This is a genomic window from Janthinobacterium sp. BJB301, from assembly GCF_002735685.1.
GTDB classification, from domain to species: Bacteria; Pseudomonadota; Gammaproteobacteria; order Burkholderiales; family Burkholderiaceae_D; genus Janthinobacterium; species Janthinobacterium lividum.
Genome location: NZ_PDZJ01000001.1, coordinates 966,535 through 982,557 on the forward strand (window position 1 = coordinate 966,535; position 16,023 = coordinate 982,557).

Annotated in this window: 16 protein-coding genes; 15 read left to right on the plus strand and 1 reads right to left on the minus strand. The window is 62.3% G+C overall.

All coding sequences use genetic code 11. The annotated features are described in order from the left end of the window. The first annotated feature begins 26 nt into the window (after positions 1-26). From pyrH to CSQ91_RS04430, 15 genes are all read left to right on the plus strand, one after another. Positions 27-743, plus strand: coding sequence for a UMP kinase (gene pyrH, locus CSQ91_RS04360; protein ID WP_034752258.1), 717 nt, complete (start codon positions 27-29; stop codon positions 741-743). A 176-nt stretch (positions 744-919) separates the two neighbouring features. After that, a complete protein-coding gene (frr, locus tag CSQ91_RS04365; protein WP_034784152.1) occupies positions 920-1,480 on the plus strand; it encodes a ribosome recycling factor in 561 nt (186 codons plus the stop codon). Positions 1,481-1,579: 99 nt separating this feature from the next. Further along, positions 1,580-2,347 carry a polyprenyl diphosphate synthase gene (gene uppS / locus CSQ91_RS04370; RefSeq protein ID WP_034784151.1) on the plus strand — a complete coding sequence of 256 codons (768 nt, stop codon included), beginning with the start codon at positions 1,580-1,582 and terminating at the stop codon, positions 2,345-2,347. After that, positions 2,347-3,180, plus strand: a complete 834-nt coding sequence (locus tag CSQ91_RS04375) for a phosphatidate cytidylyltransferase (RefSeq protein WP_034784149.1) — start codon at positions 2,347-2,349, stop codon at positions 3,178-3,180. The genes uppS and CSQ91_RS04375 overlap by 1 nt, the downstream gene beginning before the upstream one ends. A gap of 8 nt (positions 3,181-3,188) precedes the next feature. Further along, positions 3,189-4,373 (plus strand): 1-deoxy-D-xylulose-5-phosphate reductoisomerase, encoded by a 1,185-nt coding sequence (ispC, locus tag CSQ91_RS04380; RefSeq protein ID WP_099387469.1) that lies wholly within the window; start codon positions 3,189-3,191, stop codon positions 4,371-4,373. Then, positions 4,370-5,731, plus strand: coding sequence for an RIP metalloprotease RseP (rseP, locus tag CSQ91_RS04385; protein WP_099387470.1), 1,362 nt, complete (start codon positions 4,370-4,372; stop codon positions 5,729-5,731). Before ispC ends, rseP begins: the two co-directional genes overlap by 4 nt. Positions 5,732-5,814: 83 nt before the next feature. Then, a complete protein-coding gene (bamA, locus tag CSQ91_RS04390; protein ID WP_034784144.1) occupies positions 5,815-8,151 on the plus strand; it encodes an outer membrane protein assembly factor BamA in 2,337 nt (778 codons plus the stop codon). 51 nt (positions 8,152-8,202) lie between these two features. After that, positions 8,203-8,721, plus strand: a complete 519-nt coding sequence (locus CSQ91_RS04395) for an OmpH family outer membrane protein (protein WP_051958405.1) — start codon at positions 8,203-8,205, stop codon at positions 8,719-8,721. A 149-nt stretch (positions 8,722-8,870) separates the two neighbouring features. Then, entirely contained in the window at positions 8,871-9,926 is a 1,056-nt protein-coding gene (gene lpxD / locus CSQ91_RS04400) for a UDP-3-O-(3-hydroxymyristoyl)glucosamine N-acyltransferase (protein WP_099387471.1), read from the plus strand. After that, the gene (gene fabZ, locus CSQ91_RS04405) at positions 9,923-10,417 is read left to right on the plus strand and encodes a 3-hydroxyacyl-ACP dehydratase FabZ (protein ID WP_070257388.1); all 495 of its coding nucleotides are present in this window, start codon (positions 9,923-9,925) and stop codon (positions 10,415-10,417) included. Before lpxD ends, fabZ begins: the two co-directional genes overlap by 4 nt. 1 nt (position 10,418) lies before the next feature. After that, entirely contained in the window at positions 10,419-11,210 is a 792-nt protein-coding gene (gene lpxA / locus CSQ91_RS04410) for an acyl-ACP--UDP-N-acetylglucosamine O-acyltransferase (RefSeq protein WP_034784140.1), read from the plus strand. Beyond that, on the plus strand, positions 11,194-12,378 hold the full coding sequence (gene lpxB, locus CSQ91_RS04415; protein WP_099388559.1) for a lipid-A-disaccharide synthase: 1,185 nt from the start codon (positions 11,194-11,196) through the stop codon (positions 12,376-12,378). The genes lpxA and lpxB overlap by 17 nt, the downstream gene beginning before the upstream one ends. A gap of 44 nt (positions 12,379-12,422) precedes the next feature. After that, positions 12,423-13,061: a ribonuclease HII gene (gene rnhB, locus CSQ91_RS04420; protein ID WP_035818175.1), complete on the plus strand. Its 639-nt coding sequence runs from the start codon at positions 12,423-12,425 to the stop codon at positions 13,059-13,061. Next, on the plus strand, positions 13,058-13,843 hold the full coding sequence (locus CSQ91_RS04425) for a TrmH family RNA methyltransferase (RefSeq protein ID WP_099387472.1): 786 nt from the start codon (positions 13,058-13,060) through the stop codon (positions 13,841-13,843). The genes rnhB and CSQ91_RS04425 overlap by 4 nt, the downstream gene beginning before the upstream one ends. Before the next feature lie 11 nt (positions 13,844-13,854). Beyond that, positions 13,855-15,057, plus strand: coding sequence for an aminotransferase class V-fold PLP-dependent enzyme (locus CSQ91_RS04430; RefSeq protein ID WP_099387473.1), 1,203 nt, complete (start codon positions 13,855-13,857; stop codon positions 15,055-15,057). Between the two features lie 34 nt (positions 15,058-15,091). Here the strand turns inward: CSQ91_RS04430 and ppsR are convergent, their stop codons facing one another. Further along, positions 15,092-15,940, minus strand: a complete 849-nt coding sequence (gene ppsR / locus CSQ91_RS04435; RefSeq protein ID WP_034784135.1) for a posphoenolpyruvate synthetase regulatory kinase/phosphorylase PpsR — start codon at positions 15,938-15,940, stop codon at positions 15,092-15,094. Positions 15,941-16,023: the final 83 nt, after the last annotated feature.

Below are 16,023 nucleotides of genomic sequence, written 5' to 3' on the forward strand. Positions count from 1 at the left end.
TAACCTCATTTATGGAGCCCCAGCTCATGTCAAAACCAGCCTACAAGCGCGTCCTCCTCAAGTTGTCCGGCGAAGCCCTGATGGGTGATGATCCCTACGGCATCAACCGCGCCACGATCGAGCGCATGGTGGCCGATGTGGCCGAGGTGGCGAAGTTGGGTGTGGAACTGGCAATCGTGATTGGCGGCGGCAATATCTTCCGCGGCGTCGCGCCTGGTGCGCAAGGCATGGACCGTGCCACCGCCGACTACATGGGCATGCTTGCCACGGTGATGAATGCACTGGCCCTGGCCGATGCCATGCGCCACGTCGGCATTACCGCGCGCGTCATGTCGGCCATCGGCATCGAACAAGTGGTCGAGCCGTACGTCCGCCCGAAAGCCCTGCAATACCTGGAAGAAGGTAAAGTGGTGGTCTTCGCCGCCGGCACCGGCAATCCATTCTTCACCACCGACACGGCAGCTGCCCTGCGCGGTTCCGAGATCAGCGCCGAGATCGTCCTGAAGGCCACCAAGGTCGACGGCGTCTACACGGCCGATCCGAAGAAGGATCCGAACGCCACCCTGTTCCACACGATTACGTTCGACGACGCCATCGCCAAGCACCTGCAAGTGATGGATGCCACGGCATTCGCCCTGTGCCGCGACCAGAAACTGCCGATCAAGGTGTTTTCGATCACCAAGCCAGGCGCGCTGATGCGCGTCATCATGGGTGAAGATGAAGGCACCCTGGTGCACGTATAAGGGAAGCGGAGCGCCGAGAAACCGCCCATGGCTGCGTTGCAGCGCCTCGCCGTACATTAAGTACTGTCTTCGGCGCTGCGCCTTGCCCTGAACGGTTTTCGGCACTCCCGGCTGCGGTACCATTCAAGCCGCAAGCGCAATAGAATATTCATTATTATCAAGACAAGGAGTAGGTAATGTCCTTAGCTGACGTTAAAAAGAACACCCAGGAACGCATGACGAAGTCGCTGGAAACACTGCGGGCCGATCTGGCCAAAGTGCGTACCGGCCGCGCCCATACGGGTATCCTGGACCACGTGATGGTCGATTACTACGGTTCGCCGACGGCGCTGACCCAGGTCGCCAACGTGACCCTGATCGACGCGCGCACCATCGGTGTGCAGCCGTACGAAAAGAAGATGGCCAACACCATCGAAAAAGCCATCCGCGACGCGGACCTGGGCTTGAACCCATCGGCACAGGGCGACCTGATCCGCGTTCCGACGCCGCCGCTGACGGAAGAGCGTCGCAAGGAAATGGTCAAGCTGGTCAAGAGCGAGGCGGAAGACGCGAAGATTGCCGTGCGTAATATTCGCCGCGATGCGAACGAGTCGCTGAAGAAACTGGTCAAGGAAAAAGCCTGCTCCGAGGACGATGAGCGCCGCTCGTCGGAAGAAGTGCAGAAACTGACGGACAAGTTTATTGCCGACATCGACAAGATGGTCGTCGACAAAGAAAAAGAAGTACTGACGGTCTAGTTTTCAGTCCTTTTGACACTGCCCGGGAAAGCATGGCTTTTCCGGGCAGTGCTATTTGGCGCATAATAGCTATCTTTTATTTTTGGTATTCGTGTTTTCATGATCTATTCGAGTTCGACAACGGCAGTACCTGAGGTGGGCACGGTGCCGCGCCATGTGGCAATCATTATGGATGGCAATGGTCGCTGGGCAACCAAGCGCTTCCTGCCCCGCGTGGCTGGCCACGTCAAGGGCGCCGACGCCGTGCGCGGCATCGTCGAGACTTGCCTCGACCGCGGTGTCGAATATCTGACCCTGTTTGCCTTCAGTTCGGAAAACTGGCGCCGCCCGGAAGAAGAGGTGTCGATGCTGATGCGCCTGTTCGTCACGATGCTGGAACGTGAAGTGGTCAAGATGCATGCCAGCGACATCCGCCTGAAGGTGGTGGGCGACCTGTCGCGCTTCAATGGCGAGCTGCAAACCCTGATCGCCAATGCGGAGCGCAAGACGGCGAACAACACGCGCCTGACGGTATCCATCTGCGCCAATTACGGCGGCCGCTGGGACATCATGCAGGCAGTCAACAAAATGACGGCCGAGGCGGCAGCCAATGGCCAGCCCGCCGCGCACGCTTATACGGAAGAGCAACTGGCGCCGCACCTGGCCATGGCCTACGCGCCCGAGCCCGACCTGTTCATCCGCACGGGCGGCGAGCAGCGCATTTCCAATTTCCTCCTGTGGCAACTGGCGTACACTGAGTTGTTTTTCACCGAGACTTTCTGGCCCGACTTCAATGACGAGTGCCTCGACGCGGCAATCGCGTCTTACCAGCAGCGCGAACGGCGCTTTGGCCGTACCAGCGCGCAATTAACTGAAAAGACAAACTGATGCTGAAAACACGGATAATCACCGCCCTGGTCTTGTTGGCGGTCTTGCTGCCGGTTCTGTATCTGAATTATTTCCCCGCCTTCGCCGTGATCGCCACGGCGTTCTTCGGCGCCGCCGTCTGGGAAAGCTTCCGCATTTTCAAAAATCGCCATGCGCTCGTGATTGCCGCCGTCTGGACTGCCGCCTTCGCGTATACGTTCTTTGTCGGCAACGGCATGGCGCAGCTCAATTTCTGGTTCGCCCTGTGCGTGGCCATCTGGCTGATCCGCTTCGTGCCCTCGCTGGCGACGGGCCTGCCGCCTACCGAAGGCCTGGGCAATACCTTGCTCAGCCTCGTGTATCCGGTGACCATCGTCGGCTGCTTCGTCGCCATCATCGCCCTGTTCCTGCATAGTCCCTTGTTCTTGCTGTCCGTCATGGCCCTCGTGTGGATCGCCGATATCGGCGCCTATTTCTCGGGCAAGGCTTTCGGCAAGCGCAAGCTGGCGCCAAGCATTTCCCCAGGTAAATCCTGGGAAGGTGCCATTGGCGGCGGCATCGCCGTGCTGGTCATTGCCGCCATCACCATCGTGGCCGCGCCATCGCTGCCGGTCTTGCAAGACACCTTTGCCGTGCAGTTGCAATTGCGCCGCGGTTGGCTGGTGGCCCTGCTGGTGCTGCTGCTGATCGTCGCCGCCAGCATCGTCGGCGACCTGTTCGAATCCCAATTGAAGCGCCGCGCCGGCATCAAGGACAGCAGCAGCCTGCTGCCTGGCCATGGCGGCGTACTCGACCGTATCGACGCGTTGATCCCGGTCCTGCCATTTGCCGCCCTCGTGGCCAGCTGGCTTTAAGGAAACTCATGCAATACATCACCATTCTTGGCGCGACCGGTTCGGTCGGCGTGTCCACCCTGGACGTGCTCGCGCGTCATCCGGAGCAATACAGCGTGTATGCGCTGAGCGCGCATACGCGTGTGGCCGAACTGGCCGCCCAGTGCCTGCAATTTCGTCCCCAGCGCGCCGTCGTCGGCACGGCGGACGCCGCCCTTGAACTGACGTGTTTGCTGCGCGGGCAGGGCGTCGATACGCAAGTCGAGTACGGCGAGGAAGCCCTGTGCGCCATCGCCAGCGCGCCGCAAGTGACGGGCGTGATGGCGGCCATCGTCGGCGCGGCCGGCCTGGCGCCCACCCTGGCGGCGGCGCGTGCCGGAAAGAAAGTATTGCTGGCCAATAAAGAAGCGCTCGTCATGTCCGGCCAGCTGTTCATCGATGCCGTGCACGATAACGGCGCCGTGCTGCTGCCGATCGACAGCGAACATAACGCCATCTTCCAATGCATGCCGCATGCCCATGGCCGCGCGCCAGGCGCCGCAGGCGTGGCAAAAATCGTGCTCACCGCTTCCGGCGGCCCCTTCCTCACGCGCGACGTCGAAACGCTCGACTCGGTCACGCCGGACCAGGCGTGCAAGCATCCGACCTGGGCCATGGGGCGCAAGATTTCCGTCGATTCGGCCACCATGATGAACAAGGGCCTGGAAGTGATCGAGGCGCACTGGCTGTTCGGCGCCCCTGCCGAGCAGATCGAGGTGCTGATCCACCCGCAAAGCGTGATCCATTCGATGGTCTCGTATGTCGACGGTTCCGTGCTGGCCCAGCTGGGCAATCCGGACATGCGCACGCCGATCGCGCATGCGCTGGCATATCCGCAGCGTATCGCTTCCGGCGTGGCGCAACTGGACCTGGCGCAAGTGGCTACCCTGCAGTTCGAACGTCCCGACTTCCGCCGCTTCCCTTGCCTGGCGCTGGCCTTCGACGCCTTGCGCGCGGGCGGTACGGCACCGGCTTTGCTCAATGCGGCCAATGAAGTGGCCGTGCAAGCCTTCCTCGACGAACAGATCGGCTTCCGCCAGATCGACCGGGTCATCGCGCACGTGATCGAGACGGTGCCGCATGGCGCCGCTTCCAGCATCGAGGCCGTGATGGAGCAGGACCGCCTGGCCAGAGCGGCTGCGCGAGCATACATCGCCCAGAGGCTGGCTGCATGACGCTCATCACCACGTTGCTGGCCTTTATTGTCGCGCTCGGTTCACTGATTACCCTGCACGAGCTGGGCCACTACCTGGTGGCGCGCTGGTGCGGCGTGAAAGTGCTGCGTTTCTCGATCGGCATGGGGAAAGTGGTGTATTCGCGCAAGTTTGGCAAGGACCAGACGGAATGGGCGATTTCCGCGCTGCCGCTGGGCGGCTATGTGAGCATGCTCGACAGCCGCGCGCAAGACCTCAGCGACTTGCCGGAAAGCGAATTGCGCCGCGAATTCACGCGCCAGAGCGTGTGGCGCCGCATCGCCATCGTGGCTGCCGGCCCGCTGGCCAATTTCCTCGTCGCCATCGTGCTGTACGCGGGCCTGTTCATGCATGGCATCGAAGAGCCGTCGAGCAAGCTCGGCCCCGTGGCCGAGCAGACGGCCGCCTATGCGGCCGGCTTGCGCAGCGGCGATACGGTCGAAGCGGTGAATGGCAAGGCTGTGGCCAGCTGGTCCGAGCTGCGCTGGGAGCTGATCCAGGCCACGCTCGACAAGCAGCCGGCCCGCATCGAAGTGCGCCGGTCTGACCGCGGCGAGCAGGAAGCGACCTTGCCGACGGCCAGCCTGACGGAAACGGATCTGGAAGGCGACGTGCTGGGCAAGCTGGGCCTGACCCTGGCCCGTTCCGCGCCCACCCTGATGGAAATCATGCCCGGTGGCGCCGCCGCGCGCGCCGGCCTGCAGAAAGACGACCAGATCCTCGCCATCGACGAGCAGCCCGTGCACGACGTGGCGGCCGTCATCGCCACCCTGAGCCAGGCGCCGGGCCGGACCTTGCAATTGCAACTCTTGCGCCAGGGCCAGGACCTGACCCTGCCCATTACGCCGGACGCCGTGCCGGGCGCCGGGGCAGAGGGAGCTGTAACAGTTGGTAAGATACAGGCAAAGCTGGGGCAGGTGCCGGATATGATCACCGTGGCATCCGGACCGTTCGCCGCCGTGGGCAAGGCGTCCGCCAAGGTCTGGGATACCAGTGTCATGAGCCTGAAAATGCTGGGCAAGATGATCACCGGCCAGGTCTCGCTGAAGAATGTGACGGGACCCATTACCATCGCCGATTACGCGGGCCAGACGGCGCGCATCGGCCTGGTAAGCTACCTGAGCTTCATTGCCTTCATCAGTATCAGTCTGGGCGTGATGAATTTGCTACCCATTCCTGTTCTGGATGGCGGGCATTTGCTGTATTATTCGCTGGAAGTTTTGACCGGACGCCCCTTGCCGGAGCGCGTAGGCGAGATTGCCCAGCGCCTGGGGATCGGTTTGTTGCTGACCTTGATGGTGCTTGCCGTCTTTAATGACGTGTTGCGATTGCTGAATTAGGGCGGTGGTTGATGCCATTGCGTGAGTCGCACAAGCAATCTTTTGTGTATGTTGTCCATTGATTTACCCATTGAATAACCCCAATGAAATTACATTCTGCTCGTTTTGCCTTGCCTTCCTTTCGCCGTAGCCTGATCGGCGCCGCCGTCATGGCCTTCTGTTCCGGCCACGCGCTGGCCGTCCAGCCATTTACTGTCAAGGACATCCGGGTCGAAGGGATCCAGCGTACCGAAGCGGGCACCGTGTTTGCCTACCTGCCGGTGCGGGTCGGCGAGACGTTCTCCGACGAGAAGAGCGTGGCCGCCATCAAGGCCCTGTATGCGACGGGCATGTTCAAGGATGTGCGCCTGGAAGCCGATGGCGACGTGCTGGTGGTGCTGGTCGAGGAACGTCCAGCCATCGCCACCGTGGAATTTACCGGCACCAAGGAATTTGAGAAGGATGTGCTGGTCAAGGCCCTGAAGGAAATCGGCGTCGGTGAAGCCAAGATTTTCGACAAGGCATCCGTTGACCGCGCGGAACAGGAACTCAAGCGCCAGTACCTGTCGCATGGCCTGTACGGCGTGAAGATCACCACCACCGTCACGCCGATCGAGCGTAACCGCGTCAACGTGGTGTTCGCCGTCGATGAGGGCGACGTGGCCCGCATCAAGCAGATCAACATCGTCGGCAACAAGGCCTTCACCGACAAGGAATTGCGCGAGCAGCTGGCCCTGAACACGGGCGGCTGGTTCAGCTGGTACACCAAGGCCGACCAATATTCGAAGACCAAGCTGACGGGCGACATCGAGTCGCTCAAGTCCTACTACCTGGACCGCGGCTATATCGAGATGCAGGTCGACTCGACGCAAGTGTCGATCACGCCCGATAAAAAAGACATTTACCTGACGATCAATATCACCGAAGGCGAGAAGTACAAGATCGCCGGCACCAAGTTCGAAGGCGAGATGTTTGGCCGCGAAGAAGAGCTGAAAGCGCTGAACCTGATGCGCGAAGGCGAAATCTATTCGGGCGCGCGCCTGACGGCGACGAACAAGCGCATCCAGGATCGCCTGGCCACGTTCGGCTATGCATTTGCCAACGTCAACGCGAATCCGGAAATCAACCGTGAAAAGCATGAAGTGGGCTTTACCTTCTTCATCGATCCGGGCAAGCGCGTGTACGTGCGCCACATGAATATCGCCGGCAACACCACCACGCGCGATGAAGTCATCCGCCGCGAATTCCGCCAGTTCGAATCGTCCTGGTATGACAGCAACAAGATCAAGCTGTCGCGCGACCGTGTCGACCGCCTTGGCTACTTCAAGGACGTGACCATCGACACGCCGGAAGCGCAGGGCACGACCGACCAGGTCGACGTCAACGTGACGGTGGTGGAAAAACCAACCGGTAACTTCCTGATCGGCGGCGCTTTCTCGCAATCGGAAAAGTTCACCCTGTCGGCATCGATTTCGCAGGCCAACTTTGCCGGTAGCGGCAACACGGTCGGCATCGAACTCAATACCAGCCACTACAGCCGCACGATCGCGTTTTCGCAAACCAATCCGTACTACACGGACGACGGCATTTCGCGCAGCTTTGAAGTCTACCTGCGTACGACGGAACCGCCGGCGCTGAACATCGGCAGCTACAAGATCAAGCAAACCGGTGGCCGCGTCAGTTTCGGCGTGCCGTTCTCGGAAGTCGACACCGTCTTCTTCGGTATCGGCGCCGAGCGCTCGCGCATCGAAACCGACATCACCAGCCCGATCCGCTTCAAGCAATACGTGGTTGACAACGGCGGCCCGTCCGACGGTATCGGTTCGGCCACCACCAATTCCATCCCGCTGACGGCGGCATGGCAGCGCGACAGCCGCGACAGCGCCCTGACGCCGTCGATCGGCCGCTACCAGCGCGTCAACCTGGAGGCTGACCTGATCGGCGACCAGAAATACTTCCGTGCCATCTATGAGCACCAGTATTTCCGTCCGCTGTTCAGCAAGGTCACCCTGGCGCTGAAGGGCGAACTCGATTACGGCCACGGCATCGGCAAGCACGTGTACCCCGTCTTCAAGAACTTCTACGGCGGCGGTATCGGTTCGGTGCGCGGCTACCTGAGTTCTTCGCTGGGCGCGGTCGAACCGAGCACCAACGATGCCTTGGGCGGCGCTTCGCGCCTGATCGGTAACGCGGAACTGCAGATGCCATTCCCCGGTTCGGGCAATGACCGCAGCTTGCGCTGGTTCGGTTTCCTTGACGGCGGCCAGGTCTACCAGGAAGGCGAAAAAATGCGTTTGTCGCAATTGCGCTATTCTGCTGGCTTGGGCATCAGCTGGATTTCCCCGGTGGGCCCGCTCAAGCTGAGCTATGCCAAGCCGCTGAACGCCAAGCCGACGGACCGCCTGGAGCGCTTCCAGTTCCAGATGGGCACCGGTTTCTGACCGGCCATCTGAACCGGGGCGACAGCTTTTACTTTTTGACCATGGAGTATCATGAACACCGCATCCGCTACCCTGCCCAAGACCCTTGCCGTGATCGCATTGTGCTGGAGTTCGCTGTTGCCGGTGCAGGCGCAGGCTCAGGAGTCGAAGATCGCCTGGATCAGCAGCGAACGTATTTATAACGAATCGAGGCTGGCCAAGCTGGCCAGCGCCAAGCTGGCCGAAGAGTTCCGCTCGCGTGAAAAAGCCGTGCAGGAACTGGCCAGCCGCTTCAAGGTCGCCAACGAAGCCCTGGAAAAGGACATGCCGACCCTGAGCGAGGCGGAGCGCGCCAAGCGCCAGCGCGAGTTTTTCGAGCTGGACAAGGAGCTGCAACGCCGCCAGCGCGAATTTCGCGAAGACCTGAGCCAGCGTACGAACGAAGAGCGCAGCGCCATCGCGGAAAAAGCCAACACCATCATCCAGCAGATGGCGCATATCGAAGGATATGACATCGTGCTGCAGGAAGCCCTGTGGGCCAGCCCGCGCATCGACATTACCGACAAGGTATTGAAGGCGCTGGACAAGTAACTGTAATAGTTTTTACGCCTGACAGTGCCGTGGCGAGCGGATGTGAGTTGTGGTTGAGAAGCGGAGCTGTGCTGGAGCACAGTGAGCATCGGAGACCGCAAATCGCGCCGCGCAGCAGGCATAGTCAGGCGTTCTTATAAAGGTAAAAGATGGGCACTCGACTAGGAGAATTGGTCGAACGCTTCGGCGGGCAGTTGGCGGGCGATCCGAACCTGGAAGTTTCAGGCATCGCACCGCTGGCCGACGCCGGCGCTTCGCACATCAGCTTTCTCAGCAACAGCAAATTCCGCGCACAGGCCGCCCAGAGCGGCGCCGCGGCGCTGATCCTCACGCCGGCCGACGACGCGCTGATCGGCGACGACTACGCCGGCGCGCGCATCGTCACCCCGAATCCCTATGTGTATTTCGCGCGTGCGGCGCAGTATTTCGCCGCCCTGCACGAGATCAAGGCCCCGGCCGGCATCCATCCGGGCGCCTTTGTCGACGCCAGCGCGCAGGTTGATGCCAGCGCCTCCGTCGGCGTGCATGCGGTGATCGAAGCGGGCGCCGTGATCGGTGCCGGCTGCGTCATCGGCGCCGGCTGCGTGGTGGGCCGCGACGCCGTCATCGGCGCCGGTACCCAGCTGTTCGCCAACGTGACCTTCCACGCGCGCTGCGTGATCGGCCAGCGCGGCATCATCCATTCGGGCGCCGTGATCGGCACCGACGGATTCGGCTTCGCCAACGAAGGCGGCGTGTATATCAAGATTCCGCAGACGGGCAGGGTGGTGATCGGCGACGATGTCGATATCGGCGCCAACACCACCATCGACCGTGGCGCACTGGCCGACACCATCATCGAAGATGGCGTCAAGCTCGATAACCAGATCCAGATCGGCCACAACTGCCATATCGGCGCGCACACGGCCATGGCCGGCTGCGTCGGCGTGGCCGGCAGCGCCATCATCGGCAAGTACTGCACCTTTGGCGGTGCCGCCATGGTGCTGGGCCACCTGACCATTGCCGACCGCGTCCACGTGGGCTCGGGCAGCATGGTTTCGCGTTCGATCCTGGAAGCGGGCCAGTACACGGGCTTCTATCCGCTGGCCAAGAACGCCGACTGGGAAAAGAGCGCCGCCATCGTGCGCAACCTGTCAAGCATGCGCGAGAAGATACGCGCGCTTGAAAAAACAATTAAAACACTGACCACGCAAGACGAAAAATGACTACTGAAAAAAAGACCCTCGACATCCTCGCCATCAAATCGCTGCTGCCGCACCGTTACCCGCTGCTGCTGGTTGACCGCGTGCTGGACTGGGAAGCGAACAAAACCATCACCGCCATCAAGAACGTGACGGTCAACGAAGAGTTCTTCCAGGGCCATTTCCCGCACAAGCCAGTCATGCCTGGCGTGCTGATGATCGAAGCGCTGGCGCAGACGGCGGCCTTGCTGTCGTTCCTGACGATGGGCGTGAAGCCGGACGAAAATTCGGTGGTGTACTTTGTCGGCATCGACAATGCGCGCTTCAAGCGTCCTGTCGAGCCGGGCGACCAGCTGAAGATGGATGTGGAAATCCTGCGCGTCTCGCGCGGCATCTGGAAATACAAGGCCGTCGGTACGGTCGACGGCAAGCTGGCGGTGGAAGCGGAACTGATGTGCACCATCCGCAGCGCGCAGGATGCGAGCCAGTCTGCGAGCCAGCCAGCGGGGCAGTAACATGGCGGCCATCCACTCCACGGCAGTCATCGACCCGAAGGCCGAGCTCGACAGCTCGGTCGAGGTGGGTCCGTACACCATCATCGGTCCGCACGTGCGCATCGGCGCCGGCACCAAGGTTGGCCCGCACGTGGTGATCGACGGGCACACGACGATCGGCAGCGATAACCACCTGTTCCAGTTTTCCTCCATCGGCGCGCAGCCGCAGGACAAAAAATGGGCGGGCGAGGCGACGCGCCTGGAAATCGGCGACCGCAACACCATCCGCGAATTCTGCACCTTCAACACGGGCACCGTGCAGGGCGGCGGCGTGACGCGCCTGGGCAATGACAACTGGATTTCGGCGTATGTGCACCTGGCGCACGACTGCCTGGTGGGCAACAACACGATTTTTTCGAACAACGCGCAGCTGGCGGGCCACGTGGAGATCGGCGACTGGGTCATCATGAGCGGCTTCGCCAATGTGCACCAGTTCTGCAAGATCGGCGCGCACGCCTTCGTCGGCATGAGCACCAGCCTGACGCAGGACGTGCCACCGTTCGTCCTGTTGAACGGCAATCCGGCGCAGGCGCATGGCGTCAATATCGAGGGCTTGAAACGCCGCGGCTTTACGCGCGAGCAGATCAACGGCATCCGTACCGCGTATAAACTCATCTACCGCTCGGGACTGACCCTGGAAGAATCCAAGGCAGCCCTGTTCGAAGAAGAAGCGGCATCGTCGCCCGAGGTGGCGCAACACATTCGTGCCATGCGCGAATTCCTTGGCGTGGCGTCGCGTGGCATCGTCCGCTGACCAGTCCGGCGGCCGGCCGGTCGCCAATGTCGCCATCGTCGCCGGCGAGGTGTCGGGCGACCTGCTGGCCAGCCGGCTGCTGTCCGGCCTCGTGCCGCAGCTGCCCGGCGCCCGCTTTCACGGCATTGGCGGCGAGCACATGGCCAGGCAGGGCTTCGTGTCCGACTGGCCGCTCGACAAGCTGACCGTGCGGGGCCTGTTCGAGATTATTCCCCGTTACCGCGAGATCAAGGGCATCCAGAACGCATTGCGCGACCAGCTGCTGGCGGAGCGTCCCGCCGTCTTCATCGGCGCCGACTACCCGGGTTTTAACCTGGGGCTGGAACAGCAGCTCAAGGAAGGCGGCATCCCTACCGTGCACTACATCGGGCCGCAGATATGGGCCTGGCGCGGTGGCCGCATCAAGAAAATCATCAAGGCCGTCTCGCACATGCTGGTGATCTTCCCCTTCGAGGAAGAGATCTACCGCAAGGCGGGCGTGCCCGTCACCTATGTCGGCCATCCGCTGGCTGAAATGATTCCGTTGCAGCCCGACGAAGCGGCCGCGCGCCGCACTTTGGGCTTGCCGGAAGACGCGAATGTCGTGACCCTGATGCCGGGCAGCCGCATGGGCGAACTCAAATACAATACGGTGGCCTTTGTCGGCGCCTGCAAGCTGCTGCTGGCGCGCGACCGCTCCCTGCGTTTCGTCGCGCCCATGGCCGGTGAAAAGCAGCGCCAGTACTTCCTGCAATTGATTGCGGAAGCAGGCTTGCAGGACGTCGAGATCCTGCTCACCGACGGCGGCTCGCACACGGCCATCTGCGCCGCCGATGCGGTGCTGGTGGCGTCCGGCACGGCCTCGCTGGAAGTGGCGCTGTACAAGAAGCCCATGGTCATCGCCTACAAGATGATGCGCGCGTCGTGGGAAATCATGCGCCACATGGGTTACCAGCCGTGGATTGGTTTGCCCAACATCCTGGCGCGCGACTACCTGGTGCCCGAACTGCTGCAAAACGCGGCCAGCCCCGAATCGCTGGCCGAGGCCATGTGGCAGCAGCTGAGCGACGTGCCGGGCCGCCTGCGCCTGGTGCAGCGCTTCACGGACATGCACCACAGCCTGCTGCGCGACAGCGCGCGAGAGAGCGCCAACGCCGTCATGCAAGTCATCGCCGCCAATCGCAAGTAAGCCCCGATCACCGCTTCAACCGCAGTACCAACCAAAGATTCAACGTGAAAAATATCTATCCCGGCCTGTTTGACGACTTGCCATTCTCGCTCGATGAAATCATCTGCGGCGTCGACGAGGCAGGACGCGGTCCGCTGGCCGGCCCCGTGTTTGCCGCCGCCGTGATCCTCGACCCGAACCAGCCTATCGACGGCCTGCGCGACTCGAAAAAACTCAGCGAAGCCAAGCGCGACCTGCTGGCGCCGCAGATCAAGGCCAAGGCCCTGGCCTGGGCCATCGCCGAAGCGTCGGAAGAAGAGATCGACCGCCTGAACATTTTGCAGGCGTCGATGCTGGCCATGCGCCGCGCCGTCGAGGCGTTGGCTACCGTGCCGACCCTGGCCCTGATCGACGGCAACCGCTGCCCCGTGATGCCGATACGCGGCATGGCCATCATTGGTGGCGACGACAAGGTCGATTCGATCTCCGCCGCCTCGATCCTGGCCAAGACGGCGCGCGACGCGGCCCTGGTACACCTGCATGCGGCCTATCCCGAATACTGCTTCGACCAGCACAAGGGCTACGGCACCAAGCTGCACCTCGAGCGCCTGCACCTGCACGGCGCCTCGCCCGTGCACCGCCGCTCGTTCGCGCCCGTGCGCAACGTGATCGCCCTGTTTGGCGGACAGGAGGTGGCGGCATGAAGACGATTACCTCGCGCGACAATGCGCAATACAAGGATTTGCTGAAGCTGGCGGGCAGTTCGCAGGCGCGCCGCAAGTCGGGCCGCACCTTGCTCGACGGCGTGCACCTGTGCCAATCCTACCTGCAGCTGCGCGGCATGCCGGAGCAATGCATCGTCAGCGAAAGCGCCTTGCAGAACGGGGAAGTGGCGGACATCGTCGGCCAGCTGGAAAGCCATCGCGCGCACGTGCTGGGCTTGCCCGACGCGCTGTATAACGCGGTGAGCCAGGTCGAACACGGCGTAGGCGTGATGTTCCTCATCGAGACGCCGGAACGGGCCGTCACGCAGCCCCTGGGCGTGTCGGCCGTGCTGCTCGATAACCTGCAAGACCCGGGCAATGTGGGCTCCATCCTGCGCAGCGCGGCCGCCGCCGGCATCACGCAGGTGTACTGCAGCGCCGGCACGGCTTTCTGCTGGTCGCCGAAGGTGCTGCGCGCGGCGATGGGCGCACACTTCGTGCTCGACATCTTTGAAAACGTCGACCTGGCGGCGCTCGTTTCCGGCGCCAAGGTGGCCACCCTCGCCACCAGCGGCTACGCCACCCAGCGCCTGTACGACGTCGACCTGCGCCAGCCCGTCGCGTGGCTGTTCGGCCATGAAGGGCAGGGCGTGGCCGACGACCTGCTGTCGATGGCCACGCACCAGGTGGTCATTCCCCACCTGGGCCAGATCGAATCGCTGAACGTGGCCGCCTGCGCCGCCGTCTGTTTCTTCGAGCAGTTGCGCCAGGGCCAGGCCTGAACAGGGTAGCCATGTCTTTCCCCCTGCCTGCCGACGGTGCCGCACGCGACGAGGCCTGGTGGCGCCAGGTGGCCGCGTTGTATCCCGCGCCGCCGGACGCCATCGTCAATCTCGAGCACGGCTATTTCGGCGCCATGGCCGCGCCCGTGCAAGCCGCCTTCGAGCAGGCCGTGCGCTACACCAACGAGCAACTGAGTCCTTTCGTGCGCGGCGAGTTCACGCGCACGCATGTGGATATCCTGCGCCAGCGCGTCGCCGCGCTGATCCACGCGGAGCCGCACGAGATACTGCTGACCCGCAGCGGCACCGAGTCCATGCAGGTGCTGATCACGCAATACCACGGCCTGGCGCCCGGCGATACGGTGCTGTGGAGCAATCTCGACTATCCGGCCATGCGCATGGCGATGCGCTGGCTGGCGCAGCGCCGTGGCGTCACCAGCACGCAAGTCACATTGCGCTTGCCCATCAGCGATGACGAGATCGTCGCCAGTTACGCGCAAGCCATGCGCCAGGCCGTCAAGCCCAAGTTGCTGCTGCTGTCGCAGGTAACGCCGGCCAATGGCCAGCAACTGCCAGTGCAGGCCATCATGGCGCTGGCGCGCGAGCACGGCATCGACGTGCTGCTCGATAGCGCCCATGCGCTGGGGCAGGTCGACGTGGACGTGCAGGCCATGGGCATCGATTTCGCCGGCTTCAATCTGCACAAATGGCTGGGGGCGCCGGCGGGACTCGGTGTCGTGTATATCCGCGCATCGCAGCTGCACAAGATCGAGCCGCATTTTGGCGACGATGATTATCCGCCCGACGATATCCGCGGCCGCCTGCACATGGGCATGCCGCCGATCGGCGCCATCCTGGCCGCGCCTGCCGCATTGGACTTCCATGCGCGCCTGGGCGGCACGCCGGCCAAGATGGAGCGCCTGGCCTGGCTGCGCCATTACTGGGTCAGCCGCGCCGCGCAACTGCCCGGCGTGCGCATGCTGTCTCCGCTCGATGCCAGGCGCGGCACGGCGCTGGTGGCGTTTGCCGTCGATGGCATGCGTGCGCGGGAGCTGCAACAGGCTTTATTGCACCGCTTCGGCGTGTTTACCGTCGAACGCAATATCGGCGATACCGACATCGTGCGCGCCACGGTGGCCGTCACCACCACCATCGGTGAACTGGACCGGTTGGTGGCGGCGCTGACGGCACTATCCAGAGAAACGGACACCTGACAAAACCGACGCGCAGCAGGTTTGGTCAAGCGTACTAGTACTCGCGGCGGTTCGGCTTGATCTCCTGCAGGATCGTCGTGGAGATCTCTTCGATCGACTTGGTGGTCGACGACAGCCAGCGGATGCCTTCGCGTTTCATCATTTTTTCCGCCTCGTTGACCTCGTAACGGCAGTTTTCGATGGCCGCATACTTGCTTCCAGCGCGTCTTTCGTTGCGTATTTCCGACAAACGTTCGGGCGTAATGCTCAATCCGAAAATTTTATTCTTAAATTCCAGCAAGGCCGATGGCAGCTTGTCTCGCTCGAAATCGTCGGGAATCAGCGGATAATTGGCCGCCTTGATACCGTATTGCATGGCCAGATACAGGCTGGTCGGGGTCTTGCCAGAGCGTGACACACCCACCAGAATGACATCGGCCGAGGACAGGTTCTTGTGCGACTGGCCATCGTCGTGCGCCAGCGAATAGTTGATCGCCTCGATGCGGTTCTTGTATTCCTCGCTGTCGACGATATTGTGCGAGCGCCCGATGGTATGGGTCGACATGACGCCCAGTTCCTGCTCCAGCGGGGCGACAAAGGTCTGGATCAGGTCCATGTGCATGCCGCTGGACTTGCGGATCACGGCCGACAGGTCGTTCTTCACCAGGGTGGAGAAAATGATCGGACGCTGGCCATCGGTGGCGAACGCTTCGTTGATCTTGCGCGCCGCCTCGTAGGCCTTGTCCATGGTGTCGATGAAGGGCAGGCGGATCTGGCGGAAGCGCAGATCGAACTGCGTCAGCACCGAGTGGCCGAACGTCTCGGCGGTGATGCCGGTGCCGTCGGAAACGAAGAAGACGGTGCGGGCCGCGGAGGGCAGAGGGGGGCGTGGATCTTGTGTCATGGGTTTTCGGATCAAGATTGTGCGTCGTCAATTTGCGCCGCACAAGGTAAAATGGCTGCAACGGTATGATTGTGCTGCACGAC